Source organism: Variovorax sp. DAIF25, assembly GCF_050711835.1.
Classification (GTDB): domain Bacteria; phylum Pseudomonadota; class Gammaproteobacteria; order Burkholderiales; family Burkholderiaceae_C; genus Variovorax.
The window spans coordinates 1,341,826-1,358,719 of sequence record NZ_CP136636.1 but is presented as its reverse complement, the minus strand read 5'-3'; the positions used below and the strand labels follow the sequence as shown (position 1 = coordinate 1,358,719).

Genomic DNA, 16,894 nt, shown 5'->3' with positions numbered 1-16,894 from the left:
TGTGCCTCATGCGATCCCATTGCGGGGTCAGGCTGCGAGACGACTGCCAGAGATTCTCGCGAGAAATGCTGACCTGACCGGATCGGCCCGTGCTTCAATTGACGGTGTCGCGCCTTGCGCACTTCAATCCTCCGTGCCCATGTCCCTTGGTCTTGAAGTTCTCATCGGTCACTGGAAGTCCGATTCATTGAGCACCTACAACTCGTGGTTTCTGTGGGACGAGCGGCTGAAGAATTTCCGATCCATCCGACGGGGCCTGGCCCAGGTAGTCAAGGACATCGATGCGGGGACCTTCGGCAGCGCGTTTCGAGGCTCCTCGCTCGAGACCGTCGTCGCGTCGGTGGCGGAGCAGCGCCAGATCTTCAAGGGCGCCGACCACGCGTTTCTCTGGAAGCCCAAGCTGCGGATCCCCGACATCTACGAGAACGCAGCCAATCAGCGTGCCTTCGCCCGGCTGCTGCATGCCTGCGACTGCTGCGACAACGCTGAGGAGGTGGTCGAGGCCATCCGCCGCATCGATGCGCATCGGATCAAGGGCCTCGGGCCAGCTGTGGCGAACCTGCTGTACTTCGTCCATCCCACGATCGTGATGCCGTTCAACACCGCGATCGTGAAAGGCTACAACGCCGTCACGGGCAGCAACGTCAAGCTCGGCAAGTGGGATCACTACCTTTCCATGCGCGAGGGCTGCCTTCGGCTGAACGAGCAGCACCGCCGGCTGCTGTCCAACGACATGGGAGCACTGGCCGGACTGCTCTTCGACATCGGCTCGGGCCGGTACACGGCGCCGCCGCGCAGCGACGACGTCGCGGCCGTTCAGGGCTGGGAGGCCGACCTCGAGAAGGTCCGTGAAGATTCAGCGGCCGCTCACAAGCGCTGGGCCGCGGACCGCGAGAGCGAGGCAACCCACACGCAAATCCAGGGATGGCTGCGCGATCTGGGCAAGTCGCTCGGCTTCGGCGTCTGGATCGCCTCGAACGACCAGGGACGCAGCTATGCGGGGGGCCGGCTCGGCGATGGTTGCCTGACGCAGCTGCCCGCGGGCGCCCAGCCCGGCTTGGACTCGGTGCGCCTGATCGACGTGATCTGGGTGGAAGCCGACGGTTCGAAGATCGCTGCAGCCTTCGAGGTGGAGCACTCGACTTCCATTTACTCAGGCATCGTGCGAATGCTGGACCTCGCGCTGGGCACCGCGCTGGGCGTCGGCGTGTCGATGTTCCTGGTGGCGCCCGATGCGCGACGCGAGGATGTCCGGCTTCAGCTACGCCGCCCGGCGTTTTCGCGCGTCGCCGAGCTCGGCATCCGCTATCTGCCCTACAGCGAACTCGGGACGCATCGAGAAGCGATCGGACGATTCGGCTCGGGCTTGAAGCCGTTGAGCGAGATCTCTCACTTGCTGTGATCCAGATTCCTGCTGGCGCGGGTTGCCTACTTTCAGGAAGGGGTAAAGGGCATGTCCTCTGCAAAGCGAGACTTCGAGCAATTCGTCCAGTGGCTGCATGGGCAACCCCGGGGCATCGCCGATGACGTGAAACGCCTGGCGCACTTGGTGCTCGCCAATTTCGATGGCGTCGCACGCACCTCGAACCGTCAGTCGCAGAGAGCGGGTCTCCTGGCAGAACTCTGTCGTCGCGATCTTGCGGGTTCTCTGACCGACATGCCAGACATCGCTGCCAATGCGGCAGCACAGGATTGGGCATGGACACGACTGAATCGTTTACGAGTTGGGCCCTTCAGAGGCTTTCGCCAAGCCGAAGATTTCGATCTCAGCAGGCGTATCACCTTGATGTACGGCCCAAACGGAAGCGGCAAGAGCAGTTTCTGCGAAGCCTTGGAGTACGCGCTGCTCGGCAGTGTTGATGAAGCGGAGGCGACACGCCTTGGCGCTGACGCATATCTGGCGAATGTCCATGAGCGTCGCTTCGTCGCACCTGCGCTCAGCGCGAGGGATGCACGCGGCGAAGTCGTCAACCTGCGGCCCAACCAGGACGCGCACCGATTTCTGTTCGTGGAGAAGAACCGGATCGATTCATTCTCTCGATTGGCCTCCAGGGCGCCAGCCGAGCGCTCCGCGCTGATTGCCACGCTTTTCGGGATGGACCAGTTCAACGACTTCGTGGGGAATTTCAACGATTCCATGGATGCCAAGTTGAAACTGATGTCCGTCAAACAGAGGCAACTGGCCACCGCACGCGCCGGCCTGACTCAGGACCAGCAGACCCTGGAAAGAGAAAGAGAGGCGATCACTGCTTTGAACCTCGAAGACGCCGCCTTGGCCGCCGAGTTGCCGCCGGATCTCGGCTTCGATGCGATGCAGGCTTACATCGGGACAGAGCAGGCGCCTGGACGATTGCAAGAGCTTTCGGCGCTGATCGATCGGGTTCAACCGGCCTTGGTGGGCGTGTCGCGCGCAGTCGCTGATCGTCGTTTGACGGAGGCCACAGAAAAACAGACCGAACTTGATGCTCGTGAGGGACAGTTGCGGGGCAAGGGCGATGAAATCTCCTTCCAGGAGCTTTACACCGCCGTCTCGAAGTTGCGCAAGGTCGACAGTGCGACGTGCCCCGCGTGCGACACTCCGCTGGCTCAAGTCGCTCGCGATCCGTTCGTCAAGGCGGTCGATGGTCTCGCCCAACTTCGCGAACTGGCAGAACTGCAAACCGCGCGAAATGCGGCGCGCACGACACGCGACACAGCTTCCGAAGCGCTGCGCGCAGTGGTCGACAGACTGCGGAGGTTCGAGGACGAAGAGTTGGGCGACGCAGCTCCCGCGCGAGCACCCCTACAAATCGAAATTGCCAGCCCTTGGTGGACTGCGTTGCAGGAGCCAGCCGACGGCGGCGCGACGCAATTCGAGAAGCTCTGCACAGCAGCGGATCGAGCCGAGTTGCGCGATGCCGAGACGAGGACCGCCGCGGACGAGCGTGCACAGCGAATCCGCGAGCGCGACAAGTTGCAAGGTCTAAAGGAACGCGCCGTGGCCCAGGCTTCCAGGCGACAACAACTTACGCTCCTGGTCGACACAGCACGCGCGCGCGTGGCTGCGTTCGACGGGCAGAACGCGGCACTCATCGAGGAGGCTGAGGCGGAAAGAATCGAGATCGAACTCGATATGCGCATTGGCGTGGCCTACGACGCATTTCTTCGATTGCTCAGGCAATACCGTGACGGCTTGCCGGCGCAACTGATGGCGGGGCTGAACGAATCGGCGATGGCGCTCTACAACGACTTTAATCGGCAGGACCGCAACGAGGACAAGCTTGCCGCATTGTTCCTGCCGACATCGAACGCCATGCGCATTCAGGTTGCCTTCCGAGGCAGCCCCGAGCGGCGGCATGACGCGCTGCAGGTGCTCAGCGAAGGGCACATTCGGTGCCTTGGCTTGGCCGTGCTGATGGCCAAGGCAACCGCCATTGGCGCACCGCTGATCGTCTTCGACGATGCGATCAACGCCATTGACACCGAGCATCGTCAAGGGATCCGGGAAACCATCTTCGATGCACAGCGCTTCGCCGACACGCAACTCATCGTGACCTGTCACAGCCAAGAGTTCATCAAGGACATCCAAAATCACCTGCTGCCGGCTCACCGCAACGATCTGCAAGTGTATGGAATCCGTCCCCACGGAGGCGACTACCACCCTGTGATCCATGCCGATCCGCAGATTCGCAGCTATCTCGTGGAAGCCCGGGCGGCCATCAACGGCATGAACGATCGCGGCGCCCTCGCTGCGTCCCGCCAGGCGTTGGAGATGCTCAGCGGCCGAGTCTGGAAATGGTTGATCAACCACGACCATGGCAACCTGTCTATTTCCATGCGCCGACCGGGTGCGGAGCCAGAGCTGCGGAACCTGTGCGAGCAGCTTCTCAGCAAAGCCAGGGCAGCCGGATTCGCGCATCAGGACAAAGCGGAGGTGATCGCATGCCTCCAGACGCTTCTTGCCGCCAACGCTCACGTCTGGACTTACCTGAACAAGGGAACGCACGAGGAAGAGGATCGCGAGGACTTCGAGCCCGGAGTTGTCGAACTGGTGGTCGGCACGCTTGAACGTCTCGATGCTCTTGTGCTGGGAAGAGCCGTGGCACCCCAACCTGTGCCCGCGGCACCCGCCGCCGGCGCCTGAAAGCCATGTGATCCAACGCACCCTGCAAATGACAAAGCTGTAATCTGCGCGTGCGGAAACTCACGGACCCGCGGCCTAAAGTTGATGCATCGGAAAAAGACAAGCCACAGCGCTGTTCATTTCCGCAGATGCCAACCCTTCCACTGCCAAAGGACCGATCATGAAGACTTCTCTCAAGACCTCCCTGACCCTCGCCGCGCTGCTCGGCGCGATCGCCGGACCCGCACTGGCCGGCAACTATGCCGAAGGCGATCCTCGCCCGGCACCGCTGACGTCGAGCACCAGCCGCGCAGCAGTGGCCGCGGACACGCAGCGCTGGCTGCAGGGTTCGGTGGACCAAGGTTATCCCGAGGGCAATCCGCGAGCCGTCGTGAGCGTGTCCTCCAACACACGCGCCATGGTGCAAGCTGACACCATGGCCTGGATGCGTTCGGGTCTGGCCGCAGCCACCAACGGCGAAGCGGGCGCGGACACGTCCCGTCCGGCCTATCGGCAAGCGGCCGCCGCGTACGCGCGCCTGCGCAACGATCCCGCGTTCGGCGCGTCGGGTCAGCGCCTCACCCAGCAGGAGGCGTTGCCGGGCACGCCCGCAGCCGTACGTCGCTGAGTGGCTCGGACGCCCCATGCACAACGGGTGGCCCGAACCTTTGAGCGTCGACCATGACAGCATGGTCCGCCGCAAGCCGCAGTAATCAGCGGCTTGCTCCATGCCTGAGCCACAAGGCCTAGAATTCGCGGAACCACTTTCAAAGCGCTGACTCCACAACACAGTTGCGTTCCACGCGTCTTTCCATGGCCATCGCTGCAACCCTCCTCACACGGCTCGCCAGCGCTTCATGCGTTGAGCGTGTGGTCGTGTCGGTGTTGCCAGAGGTGCAGCGATGACACGCGGACTCGTGCGGATGGTGGCCCGGAGCCTGATCGGCTTGCTGCTGTTCTCGCAGCTGGCGATCGCCGCTTACGCCTGCCCCGCGCTCTCCGCGGGTCTGGCGGGTGGGCCGTCCACCGAGATGTCGATGGCGCAAGACGCTGCCGCTGCAACAGACGACGCCCGTGACTCGGCCATGCAAGGGTCGCCCTGTGCGGACATGGTCGGTGCGACAGATACGACTTCCGGCAACCTGTGTGCCGAGCACTGCAAGTACGGCCAGCAAAGCGACCATGCTTCCACACTGACGGTCCCCGTGGTGTTGCTGACTGCGATCTACCCCATGACCCCCTGGGTGCCTGAGACGGCATCCCCGCCGCGCCCTGCGGCGGCTTCTTTGAGTGCACTGGTTGCGGCATCGCCGCCGCACGCCATCCTGCACTGCGTCTACCGAACTTGATCGCCTGACCGACTTGCGCTGACGGCCCAATGAGGGCCGGTATGGCGCGTCGGTCGAGCCTTGCCGCTTTCGTCGAACTCTGCTCGGCGTCCGGCGCGGCCCGACAACCTATCCGCAGGTTCGTCAGGAGATTCCATGTTTCCCATTCCTTTTCCGGCTGCGCCGATCGTGCGATCCGCGCGCCGCCCCGTTCGTCATTGGGCTGTCGCATTGGCGCTGTGCGCAAGCACCCTAGGCCTGAGCGCCCATGCACAACAGACGCTGACCCTCGAGGCGGCGCTGCGGCTCGCCGAGGAGCGTTCTCGGCAGCTCGTCGCGCAGGATGCCGCCGCCGGCGCCGCACGCGCCATGGCCGTGGCAGCCGGGCAGCTGCCCGATCCTGTACTGAAGGCCGGCATCAGCAATCTGCCCGTCAATGGAAGCGACCGCTTCAGCCTCACGCGCGACTTCATGACCATGCGCTCGATCGGCGTGATGCAGGAATTCACTCGCTCCGACAAGCGCCAGGCCCGTTCGGCGCGCTATGACCGGGAAGCCGAGGTCGCCGAAGCGGGCCGCGCCGTGGCCTTGGCCAACCTGCGGCGCGACACCGCGACCGCCTGGCTTGATCGCTATTTCCAGGGGCGGATGCGGGAACTGCTGCAAACCCAACGCGCCGAGCTGAACCTGCAGATCGAGGGCGCCGACGCCGCCTACCGCGGCGGCCGAGGCACACAGGCCGATGTGTTCACGGCGCGCTCCGCGCTGGCGCAACTGGACGACCGCATCCTTGCGCAGGAGCGCCAGATCGCCACGGCCCAGACGCGTCTGGCGCGTTGGGTCGGGCCGGGCACCCCCCAGCCCTCCATGGTGCTCCCGGATCTTGGCTCCGTGCGCCTGGACGCCCGCAATCTGGAGGCCCAGATCGGTGAGCACCCGCAGATCGCGCTGATGGCACGGCAGGAGGGCGTGGCGCGCGCCGAAGCCGACGTCGCGCAAAGCAACAAGCGCTCCGACTGGAGCGTCGAGCTGATGTACAGCCAGCGGGGGGCGGCCTACTCGAACATGGTGTCGCTGAATCTGTCGATCCCGCTGCAGTTGGACCCGAAGAATCGCCAGGATCGGGAACTCGCGGCCAAGCTGGCGGCGGTCGAGCAGCTGCAGGCCCAGCGCGAGGAAGCGACACGAGAGAGTGCCGCCGAGGCGCTCTCATGGTTGCAGCAGTGGCAGAGCAACCGCAAGCGGCTCGCCCTGTACGACAGCTCGCTCATCCCGCTCGCCGCCGAACGCACGCAGGCGGTGCTGGCTGCCTACCGCGGCGGTGCGGGCACTTTGAGCGCTGCACTCGAAACACGACGCATGGAAGTCGACACGCGCCTGGAACGCCTTCGCCTCGAGATGGAGACCGCCGCACTCTGGGCCCAGCTCGAGTTCCTGATCCCCGCCACCCATCCAGCGCTCGATACCGGCCCATCCGCGGCCACGAGTGAGACCAAGGAGCCGCAGAAATGAAAACAAGACCTCTCTATCTTGGACTGATCGCGGCAGCAGTCCTTGCCGCAGCAGCCTTCGGTGCCTACACCTTCGGGGTACAGAGCGGCAGGAGCCTGGGCCCATCGTCCGCCCCCTCCGGGGGCACGTCGGCGACGGCCACACCGTCAGCGAACGCAACGGCTGCTCCTGCAGCCTCTCCCAACGAAATGGGCGAAGACGCGACGCGGCGCCACATCGCAGCAGGCCTCAAGGCCGGCGACACCGACCCGACCAACGGCAAGAAGATCCTCTACTACCACGACCCCATGGTGCCGGGGAACAGGTTCGACAAGCCCGCCAAATCGCCCTTCATGGACATGATGATGTCGCCTGTCTACGCAGGCGGCGATGGCGACCAGAACAGCGTGACGGTGAGTGCGCGCGTGCAGCAGAACCTGGGTGTTCGAACCGCTGTGGTGGCCGAGGGCACCGTGTCGCCGCAAGTGACCACGGTCGGCAGCATCGCCTTCAACGAGCGCGACCAGGTCATCGTGCAGGCCCGGGCGACCGGATACGTCGAACGCCTGAACGTGCGTGCCACGCTCGACCAGGTAAAAAAAGGCCAAGCGCTGGCCGAGCTCTATATCCCGGAATGGATCGCGGCACAGGAGGAGTTTCTGTCGGTGCAGCGCATGCGCGGCACCGACCTGGCCTCGCTGGTCGATGGCGCGCGTCAACGCATGCGCCAGGTCGGCATGAACGACGGGCAGATCGAACTCGTCGCTCGCAGCGGCCGCACACAGCCGCGCATCACGCTGGTCGCGCCCATCGGCGGCGTCGTCACGGAACTGGCCGCGCGCGAAGGCATGACGGTGAGCGCCGGCACCACGCTGTTTCGCATCAACGGCCTGGCCATCGTCTGGGCCAATGCCGAGGTGCCCGAGAGTCAAGCGGCGCTGGTGAGACTGGGCTCCAGGGTGCAGGCCAGAACGCCTGCCGCACCCGGCGAGACCTTCGACGGCAAGGTGCAAGCCATTCTTCCCGATGTGAATCCAGTGACGCGCACCCTGAAGGCACGCCTGGAGCTGGCCAATCCGACCGGCAGGCTGGTACCCGGCATGTTCGTGTCCATGCAGTTCACGGACATGCGTGCCGACAAGGCGCTGCTGATCCCGACCGAAGCCGTCATCCAGACGGGCAAGCGCGCGGTTGTCATGCTGGCGGAGGACAACGGCCGGTTCCGGCCGGTCGACGTCGAGATTGGCCTGGAAAGCGGTGGCCAGACCGAGATCAAGCGCGGATTGCAGGCCGGCCAGCGTGTCGTGGTGTCCTCGCAGTTCCTGATCGACTCGGAAGCCAGTCTCAAGGGGGTCGAGGCACGCCTGAACGCCGCGCCCACTGCGACCACGCCTGCCGCATCCACTCCCTCTGCCCCGGCTGCTGGGGCCCCGAGGCATGTGGGCGAAGGTAAGGTGGAAAGCATCACCAAGGACGCGATGACCTTCTCGCACGGCCCGATTCCGACGATGAAGTGGGGCGCCATGACCATGGAGTTCAAGCTGCCGTCCAGCGGGTTGTCCAGCGGCCTGAAACCCGGGGATCGCGCGAGCTTCGAGTTCTTCATCGACACGGACGACCTGCCGCAACTCACCCGGGTGACGCCCACGGCAACGGCTCCCTCGGCAAGCACTGCTGCGGACCCCAAGGCCCCTCCAGTCGCAACGCCAGCTACGCCGATTGCGCCCGCAACTCCGGGAAGCAAGCCATGATCGCCAAGCTCATCCGGTGGTCCATCGCCAATCGCTTCCTGGTACTGCTGGCGACGCTGATGATCAGCGCGTGGGGCGTGTATTCAGTAATGCGTACGCCGCTCGACGCGCTGCCGGATCTCTCGGACGTGCAGGTCATCATTCGCACGACCTATCCGGGCCAGGCGCCGCGCATTGTCGAGAACCAGATCACCTACCCGCTGACCACCACCATGCTGTCGGTGCCGGGGGCCAAGACGGTTCGCGGTTACTCCTTCTTCGGGGACTCGTTCGTCTATGTGCTGTTCGAGGACGGAACCGATCTGTACTGGGCGCGCTCACGGGTGCTGGAATACCTGAACCAGGTGCAGTCACGCCTGCCGGCGGCTGCTAAGGCTTCGCTCGGGCCCGACGCCACGGGCGTGGGTTGGATCTATCAGTACGCACTGGTCGACCGCGGCGGCACACAGGACGCCTCCCAGTTGCGCGCCTTGCAGGACTGGTTCCTCAAGTACGAACTCAAGACCGTGCCCAACGTGGCCGAGGTCGCCTCGATCGGCGGCATGGTGCGCCAGTACCAGGTCGTGCTCGATCCGGAGAAGCTCGCCGCCTACCGGATCCCGCACACCAAGGCAGTGGAGGCCATCCAGAAAGCCAACCAGGAGACCGGCGGCTCGGTGCTCGAACTGGGCGAGGCGGAATACATGGTGCGGGCCTCGGGCTACCTTCAGGGCCTGGAGGATTTCCGCAAGATCCCGCTGATGACGACCGACGCCGGTGTGTCGGTGCGCCTGGGCGACGTCGCGCGCATCCAGGTCGGACCGGAGATGCGCCGCGGTATCGGCGAGCTCGATGGTGAAGGCGAAGCCGTCGGTGGCGTGATCGTGATGCGCTCGGGCAAGAACGCGCTGGAGACCATCACCGCCGTCAAGGAAAAGCTCCAGACCCTGCAGGCCAGCCTGCCCAAAGGCGTGGAAATCGTGCCGACCTACGACCGGTCCAACCTGATCGAGCGAGCGGTACGGAACCTCGGCTTCAAGCTGCTCGAGGAATTCATCGTCGTCGCAGTGGTGTGTTTCATCTTCCTGTTCCACCTGCGCTCCGCGTTCGTCGCGATCGTCTCGCTGCCGATCGGCATCCTGGCGGCCTTCATCGTGATGCGCTACCAGGGCGTCAATGCCAACATCATGTCGCTCGGTGGCATCGCCATCGCCATCGGCGCGATGGTGGATGCCGCAGTGGTGATGATCGAGAACGCCCACAAGCACATCGAGAAGTGGAAGCACGATCACCCGGACCAGACGCTGCGCGGGGAAACCCACTGGCGCGTGATCGCGGACTCGGCGGCCGAGGTGGGGCCCGCGTTGTTCTTCTCGCTGCTCATCATCACGCTGTCGTTCATTCCCGTCTTCACGCTGGAAGCCCAGGAAGGACGGATGTTCTCGCCGCTGGCCTTCACCAAGACCTACGCGATGGCCGCCGCAGCCGGACTCTCGGTGACGTTGATTCCGGTGCTGATGGGCTATCTGATCCGAGGCAGGATTCCCGATGAGAAGACCAACCCGTTGAACCGGCTGCTCATCGCCGTCTATCAGCCGCTGTTGAACGCGGTATTGCGCTGGCCCAAACTGACACTGGCGGGCGCCGTGGTCGTGCTGTTGTTGAGTCTTTGGCCGTTGCAGCACATCGGCGGCGAGTTCATGCCGCGCCTGGACGAGGGCGATCTGCTCTACATGCCATCGGCATTGCCAGGGTTGTCGGCGGGCAAGGCCGGCGAGTTGCTGCAGCAGACCGACCGGCTGATCAAGACAGTTCCCGAAGTGGCGAGCGTCTACGGCAAGGCCGGGCGCGCGGAGTCGGCGACCGATCCGGCGCCGATGGAGATGTTCGAGACCACCATCCAGTTCAAGCCGCGCGAGCAATGGCGCGCCGGCATGACGCAGGACAAGCTGGTCGAGGAGCTCGACCGCATCGTCAAGGTGCCCGGCCTGACCAACATCTGGGTGCCACCGATCCGCAACCGGATCGACATGCTGGCCACGGGCATCAAGAGCCCGGTGGGCGTGAAGGTGGCGGGCACCGACCTCGCGACCATCGACCGCATCACCGGGGAGATCGAACGCGTGCTCAAGGACGTGCCGGGCGTGTCGAGCGCCTTGGCCGAGCGGCTCACCGGTGGCCGCTACGTGGACGTGAACATCAAGCGGGACGAGGCGGCGCGATTCGGCATGAACATCGCCGACGTGCAATCGGTCATCGCCTCGGCGGTGGGCGGCGAGAACATCGGCGAGACGGTTGAAGGCCTGCAGCGTTTCCCGATCAACGTGCGCTACTCGCGGGAGATCCGCGACTCGCTGGAACAACTACGGGCCCTGCCGATCGTCACCGAGCGCGGCGCGCGGCTCGTGCTCTCCGACGTGGCGGACATCCGTGTCACCGACGGGCCACCGATGCTGCGCAGCGAGAACGCGCGGCTGTCGGGCTGGGTCTACGTGGACATTCGCGGAAGAGACCTGCGTTCAGCGGTGCAGGACATGCAGCGCGTGGTTGCGAAGGAGGTGAAGCTGCCGCCGGGCTACGCGGTGTCGTGGTCCGGTCAGTTCGAGTTCCTGGAGCGCGCCACGGCGAAGCTGAAGGTGGTGGTGCCGTTCACTCTGCTGATCATCTTCGTGCTGCTGTACCTGACCTTCAAGCGCTTCGACGAAGCCCTGTTGATCATGGCGGCGCTGCCGTTCGCACTGGTCGGGGGGATCTGGCTGCTCTACCTGCTCAGCTACAACCTGTCCGTCGCCGGCGCGGTCGGCTTCATCGCGCTCGCGGGGGTGTCGGCGGAGTTCGGCGTGATCATGCTGCTGTATCTGAAGCACGCCTGGGACGAGCGCATCGACGAGGGCAAGACGGGCACCGACGACCTGCTGGACGCGATCCGCGAAGGTGCGGTGCTGCGCGTGCGCCCCAAGGCCATGACGGTGGCGGTCATCCTGGCGGGCCTGTTCCCGATCATGTGGGGAACAGGCACCGGCTCGGAGGTGATGCAGCGCATTGCCGCACCGATGGTGGGCGGGATGATCACGGCCCCGTTGCTGTCGATGTTCGTGATTCCCGCGGCGTACCTGCTGATGCGGCGGCCGCGCGAAACTCGCGACCGGCACACGCCTCGCCGCGCGTTCTGGAGAAAAGGCCATGGCCCAGCCTGATCGCCCGCAACTACGCCGCACCTCTTTCGGCGCTGCGCTGTTCCTGTGCCTGTTCCTGGCCTTGTTCGGCACGGCAGCGCAGGCGTCGATGCCTGTTTCGCAGGACGAAGGGTGGACTGCACGCGCGGTCACTCCAGTCACGACGGGACCTGTTGCTGTCGCGGTCATGGGCGTGGCCACCATGCCTGTGGCCATGGATGCTATGCCCTGCGCGCTGTGCTACAGCGCCCCGGGGCCATCGCTGCACGAGGTCGGCGGCGAATGTCGCGAACATGAGGCCATGGCGTGGCCGGTGCATGTGGCGCCGGTGCCGGATGGGGAGTATTTCGACGCGGGAGGTCGGCACGTACGGTTGCCAGTGCGCATCCTGTACTGCCGGTGGCTGGATTGATCGGTGACAGCGAGCGTCACGGCTCGCGTTTGCTTCCTTCCGATCAATGCCAGGAGTTCATCATGAAAAAGTCATTCCTCATCCTCGTCAGCACCCTGACCTTGGGAATCGCCTTGCCCGCTCTGGCGGGCCCCGATTTCCAGGTCATCGAGAAAGCGCGCAAGGCCCAGCAGGTGGCTGCCGCCGAGCGGCGCACCGACCTACTCTCCGGTAAAGGCTCGCCGGACTGTCCGCCACCTCCACTCGTGCTGCCGCTGGATCATGGCCCGCGCGCGTTGACCACTCCGGGAGAAACCCGCTGGCGCAAGGCACGGTACGAAGAACAGTTGAAGGCGTGCAAGAACATGCCGTCGTAGTGCGTTGAGCGCCCGCGGAGACCCGCGTCTTCCGGGCGCCAAAGCGCAAGCGCTGTTGGTCGAAGTCAAACGCATCTTCGCGCGTCTCAGCTCAACGGGAGCTTTCTTGAAAAGCACATTGCCGACCATCAACGCATTACAGCCAGCCTTCTGGTGCGAATTCGCTGGTGAGCAACAGCCAGATTTTTTGCCAGAATTCCGACTCGGGTTCGTCTGGATGAACAGGACCCTCGCCGCCAGCCGGTGTGATCCATTCGAGCGCCTGTCCTTCGGACAGCCGTAGTTGATGCGCCGCCTGCATTTTGGACAATGCAGCCAGACGAGCAGCGTCTTCGGCAACTTCCGCGACGTGGATCGCCAACGCGCTTTCGGTGTTGATGCGATCGGAGCGGGGGTCGAAGTTCATCGAGCCGACGAACAACTCCTTTCTGTCGATCACCAGCGATTTGGTATGCAGTCCCCCCACAGACAGTCCAAAGAGCTTGCGCTGCTCTTCTCGCCCGGCGCGCTGCGGGCTCAACTCGAACAATGCAACACCGGCCGTCAGGAGCGCTGGTCTATAGCGCCGATAGGCCCCGTGTACGAGTGGCTGATCGGTCGACGCTAGTGAATTGGTCAACACACTGACCTTGACACCCCGGCGAGCCGCTTCGGCGAGGAGGTCCACGCCGGCTCGCCCCGGAATGAAATAGGGTGAAGTAAGCAATATTTCCCTTGATGCAGAACGGATGTGCTCCAAGGCGTTGAGCCTCACGAGGTTGGAGCCATGCTCTTGTCTTCCTTCCGTCTGTGATGCGGAAAGTGCCTTTCCAGGCAGGTCTGCGTAGGATTCCCCGTCGCCCCACGCCAGATGCACACGGCCGGCAGCGAACTCCTTCGCGACCGATGAGCGGCCCAGTGCGTCTGGTGCATCGGCACCCCCCAGCGCCGGAGCCGATGCTGACTGGGTCAGCGTCTCGAAGCGATCGCGCAGCGCGTGCGCGGGCGCCGACCGTGCGGCGACGTGTTCGATAGGCACAGTGGCGGCGCTGTTCCAGTAGAGGTCGAACTGGCGAGACATGTCACCGACGACTTCTCCTGCAGCCAGCACGTCCAGGTCGATGAAGTTGCCCGCGTCATTGCGCGTGAAGTATTCATCGCCAATGTTGCGCCCCCCGGTGATCGCCCAGGCCGCATCTGCGACGAACAACTTGTTGTGCATTCGGTGGTTCAAGCGACCGAGGAAAAATGGCGATGCCGCAAATCGAGCGAACACGCCGCCAGCCCGCAATGCGAACGGGTTGAAAAGCCGCACCTCGACGCGCTCGTGCGCGGCCAGGCAGGCCAGCAGTTCGTCCTGACCCTGTGTATATAGATCGTCGATCAACAGGCGCACTCGAACTCCCCGCGCCGCGGCATCTCGCAAGGCCCGCATCATCTCGCGACCCGTGGCGTCGGATTGAAAGATGAAGTACTGCAGGTCCAACGACCGCGTGGCCAATCGCGCAAGCTCAAGGCGTGCCTGCAGCGCGTCCGGCCCGGAGGGCAGCAAACGAAAGCCACTGGCTCCTTGCGCCGCGCGTGAGGCTTCTACAACCTTGGACAGCGGTGCGTCTACTGAGGCGACAAGTGTGTGAGTGGGCGACGACGGAGGCGACGGGGGCAACCCGAGGCAGCCGGACAAGGCGAGCAAGGTGCTCACCATCGCAACGCGCCAAAGGGGAGTCAGGCTGTTCAAAGTCTGTTGCTTCATGTCGAGCGGTTTTGTCGCACAGGTGAGGTTGGAGAGCGCGGCTATCGAGCAAGCCGAGGAATTTAAGCCGAGTTTCGGCAAACGCGGGCCGCGTTCGCTGAAAAGACGCGCTACCTCTTCCGGATGCTGACTCCTCTCACTCTGATCCCAGCAAGATGATGATGCGCTGCGTTCCATGCAGCGCGAAGAGGTGCATTCAAGCGCCTGAGAGCAGGTGCGACGGCAGATGAAGTATTTGTAATCCACCTGTGCGGCCATCGACGGGTTGGATTTTTAGACTGACGACAGGGAGATCAACCGACGGCCTACCGAGAGCATCCGGGCTGTCATGGCTTTTTGGCCCGGCATGCACTCACACGGTCAAAGGAGAGTGTCATGTCGTCAAAACGTATAGGTTCAGCGCTTGCCATGGTCATTGGCGCAGTTGTTCTCGCGCCCCCGACCTACGCGGAGCCGTCCCACTTCGCGCCAACGGAAGCGGGGGTGGTCTACCACCCCGAGCATGCAGGGCCGGCCAGACCCCGAGCCCAGATCACCGCAGAACTCGAAACCGCTCAGAAGCATCCGTTCTGGACATGGGCGAGTCGCTATGGCGCCCCATGGCCTGTCGCCAAGAGCGGTCCGGGAAAGACACGCGATGAAGTTCGAAAAGAGACCCTTCAGGCGATGCGAGACGGCACCATTCCGTCCGGCGAAAGATAGTCGCAAGCGCACCTGCTGAGTAACAACTGAGGAGAGTTGCTTCCTCAGCAGGTGCCCACATCGATTGCCGTGCTGGTTCGCCACGCGCCCGGAGAGTGACGCGGCGGGACTGCGGAACGCGAGGTTGCGCGCGTGTGCTATGGACTGCAACAGTTTTGCTGCCCTTGGATTGGCGGGCATTTCACCGAACCGAACGAACAGAACACACAGCAGTCGCCGGATTTCGGACGAAGCAAGATCTTGCAGTTCTCGCATTCGTAGAAGAACTGGCAGGCGTCCACAGGCATCTCCTCCCGCTTCGCGTGGCCGCAGTGTGGACATGTCAGCACGGACTCGAAGCTAACTGCGCCGCGCACGCCTTTTCCTGGGGTCATTGGTGCGCCCTCCCAATCTCGCAGCCATTCCCGCGGCATCTCGGGTGCGCTGGCGACACAAGATCCCACAGCGATACGCCAACCATCGAGCCCAGCCCAACGTACAGCAACTCGGCGGTCCACCATTGGCCGAAGAAGAGCAGCATGGCCGCGAGCACCATCGCCGGACCGATCATGCCCATCAAGCCGCGATGCCACTGACGATGGCGATACCAGCCGACGGCATTGGCCACCAGGGCAACGCCGGCGAACAGTGGCAGCAGGGTGGTGAGAAACAGGCCTTCGTAGCCGCTGAAGATGCCAAGGCCCGCCGCAGCCCCCAGGCTTGCCAGAGCTGGGAAACATGCGGGGCACGCCGCAGCCGAGACAATGCTGCCCAAGGCGCCGGCCTTGTCGGCCATCCGTGCGATCCATTCCATCGACTGCATCCATGTCTTTCGAGGAGTTCACAATACTTCCGTAGTCAAGTACGGAGTCAAGCGGCATGGATCAACTAAGCATCGGCGTATTCGCTCAGGCCGCAGGAGTCAACGTGGAGACCATCCGCTTCTATCAACGCAAGGGTTTGCTGCCGCAGCCGGACCGGCCTTACGGCAGCATTCGGCGATACGGCCAGAAAGATGTGGCGAGAGTCCGGTTTGTGAAGTCTGCGCAGGGCCTGGGCTTTCGCCTCGACGAAGTGGCCGGATTGTTGATGCTGGAAGATGGCACGCATTGCGGCGACGCTCGCCGACTCGGGGAGCAAAAACTTGCCGATGTGCGTGCGAAGCTGGCGGACCTTCATCGTATCGAATCGGCCTTGTCGACATTGATCCACGACTGCGGCAAGAATGGCACAAACGTATCCTGCCCATTGATCACTGCGCTGGAAGCGTAGCCTCTGTGGGAGGCAACGGGTATCGCCGCCGAGGATCGGTGCGCGGCTTCGCTCGATCGCATCGATCCACAGCAATCAACCGAAGGAGCTTCGCTGTCAATTCTGCAAGACATCCAGCAATGGGCGCGGCGTGTCAAGCGGGATGCGGTGACGCTGTGGTTCGCCTATCGGCATCCAAAAACCCCTTGGCACGTAAAGGCGCTTTCTGCATTCGTCGTCGCCTACGCGCTCAGCCCGATCGACTTGATCCCAGACTTCATTCCCGTGCTGGGGTATCTGGACGATGTGCTCTTGTTGCCCGGTCTGATCTGGCTGACGATCCGACTGCTGCCTCGGAATGTCCTCGCTGATTGCCGCGTCACGGCGGACGAATGGATGAGCCATGGTGAAAGCAAGCCGCGCAGTCTTTGGGGTGCTGCGCTCATCCTTGTGATTTGGGTCGGTGCCGGTGTCGTGTTGTGGCGACGGCTTCGACAAGGCTAAGCCGATCAATGGCCGGGGTTCCGCTTGTTGCGAGTTGCGAATACAGGACCCAAGGTCCGTGATGCCGAAGTGGTGTGGCGTACAGGGGGCCGTTGGCTTCCGCGGGGCAAGAAACATCTCGCCCGCGTGGC

Annotated in this window: 14 protein-coding genes; 11 read left to right on the top strand and 3 right to left on the bottom strand. The window is 63.8% G+C overall.

The annotated features are described in order from the left end of the window. Positions 1–139: 139 nt before the first annotated feature. The 9 genes from R0232_RS06135 to R0232_RS06095 all read left to right on the top strand — a co-directional run bounded on the left by R0232_RS06135 (position 140) and on the right by R0232_RS06095 (position 12,595). On the top strand, positions 140–1,402 hold the full coding sequence (locus R0232_RS06135) for a type II restriction endonuclease (RefSeq protein ID WP_431511549.1): 1,263 nt from the start codon (positions 140–142) through the stop codon (positions 1,400–1,402). A 51-nt stretch (positions 1,403–1,453) separates the two neighbouring features. After that, positions 1,454–4,123: an AAA family ATPase gene (locus R0232_RS06130; RefSeq protein ID WP_431511548.1), complete on the top strand. Its 2,670-nt coding sequence runs from the start codon at positions 1,454–1,456 to the stop codon at positions 4,121–4,123. A gap of 160 nt (positions 4,124–4,283) precedes the next feature. After that, positions 4,284–4,730 carry a hypothetical protein gene (locus tag R0232_RS06125; RefSeq protein WP_431511547.1) on the top strand — a complete coding sequence of 149 codons (447 nt, stop codon included), beginning with the start codon at positions 4,284–4,286 and terminating at the stop codon, positions 4,728–4,730. Positions 4,731–5,004: 274 nt separating this feature from the next. Beyond that, on the top strand, positions 5,005–5,451 hold the full coding sequence (locus tag R0232_RS06120; RefSeq protein ID WP_431511546.1) for a hypothetical protein: 447 nt from the start codon (positions 5,005–5,007) through the stop codon (positions 5,449–5,451). A gap of 135 nt (positions 5,452–5,586) precedes the next feature. After that, positions 5,587–6,942 carry a TolC family protein gene (locus tag R0232_RS06115; RefSeq protein WP_431511545.1) on the top strand — a complete coding sequence of 452 codons (1,356 nt, stop codon included), beginning with the start codon at positions 5,587–5,589 and terminating at the stop codon, positions 6,940–6,942. Beyond that, positions 6,939–8,672 carry an efflux RND transporter periplasmic adaptor subunit gene (locus R0232_RS06110; RefSeq protein WP_431511544.1) on the top strand — a complete coding sequence of 578 codons (1,734 nt, stop codon included), beginning with the start codon at positions 6,939–6,941 and terminating at the stop codon, positions 8,670–8,672. The genes R0232_RS06115 and R0232_RS06110 overlap by 4 nt, the downstream gene beginning before the upstream one ends. Next, positions 8,669–11,848, top strand: a complete 3,180-nt coding sequence (locus R0232_RS06105) for an efflux RND transporter permease subunit (protein ID WP_431511543.1) — start codon at positions 8,669–8,671, stop codon at positions 11,846–11,848. The genes R0232_RS06110 and R0232_RS06105 overlap by 4 nt, the downstream gene beginning before the upstream one ends. Then, the gene (locus tag R0232_RS06100; protein ID WP_431511542.1) at positions 11,835–12,239 is read left to right on the top strand and encodes a hypothetical protein; all 405 of its coding nucleotides are present in this window, start codon (positions 11,835–11,837) and stop codon (positions 12,237–12,239) included. Before R0232_RS06105 ends, R0232_RS06100 begins: the two co-directional genes overlap by 14 nt. Before the next feature lie 62 nt (positions 12,240–12,301). Next, the gene (locus tag R0232_RS06095) at positions 12,302–12,595 is read left to right on the top strand and encodes a hypothetical protein (protein WP_431511541.1); all 294 of its coding nucleotides are present in this window, start codon (positions 12,302–12,304) and stop codon (positions 12,593–12,595) included. 136 nt (positions 12,596–12,731) lie between these two features. On the opposite strand, the gene R0232_RS06090 is transcribed toward R0232_RS06095, so the two are convergent. From R0232_RS06090 to merC, 3 genes are all read right to left on the bottom strand, one after another. Beyond that, positions 12,732–14,585, bottom strand: coding sequence for a phospholipase D-like domain-containing protein (locus R0232_RS06090; protein ID WP_431511540.1), 1,854 nt, complete (start codon positions 14,583–14,585; stop codon positions 12,732–12,734). 581 nt (positions 14,586–15,166) lie between these two features. Continuing rightward, positions 15,167–15,403, bottom strand: coding sequence for a GDCCVxC domain-containing (seleno)protein (locus R0232_RS06085; RefSeq protein WP_431511539.1), 237 nt, complete (start codon positions 15,401–15,403; stop codon positions 15,167–15,169). Next, positions 15,400–15,822 (bottom strand): organomercurial transporter MerC, encoded by a 423-nt coding sequence (gene merC / locus R0232_RS06080; protein WP_431511538.1) that lies wholly within the window; start codon positions 15,820–15,822, stop codon positions 15,400–15,402. The genes R0232_RS06085 and merC overlap by 4 nt, the downstream gene beginning before the upstream one ends. A gap of 65 nt (positions 15,823–15,887) precedes the next feature. Here merC and merR point away from each other — a divergent pair, with 65 nt between their 5' ends. After that, on the top strand, positions 15,888–16,280 hold the full coding sequence (merR, locus tag R0232_RS06075) for an Hg(II)-responsive transcriptional regulator (RefSeq protein WP_431511537.1): 393 nt from the start codon (positions 15,888–15,890) through the stop codon (positions 16,278–16,280). 93 nt (positions 16,281–16,373) lie between these two features. Further along, positions 16,374–16,763, top strand: coding sequence for a YkvA family protein (locus R0232_RS06070; protein WP_431512867.1), 390 nt, complete (start codon positions 16,374–16,376; stop codon positions 16,761–16,763). The last annotated feature ends 131 nt before the right edge of the window (positions 16,764–16,894 follow it).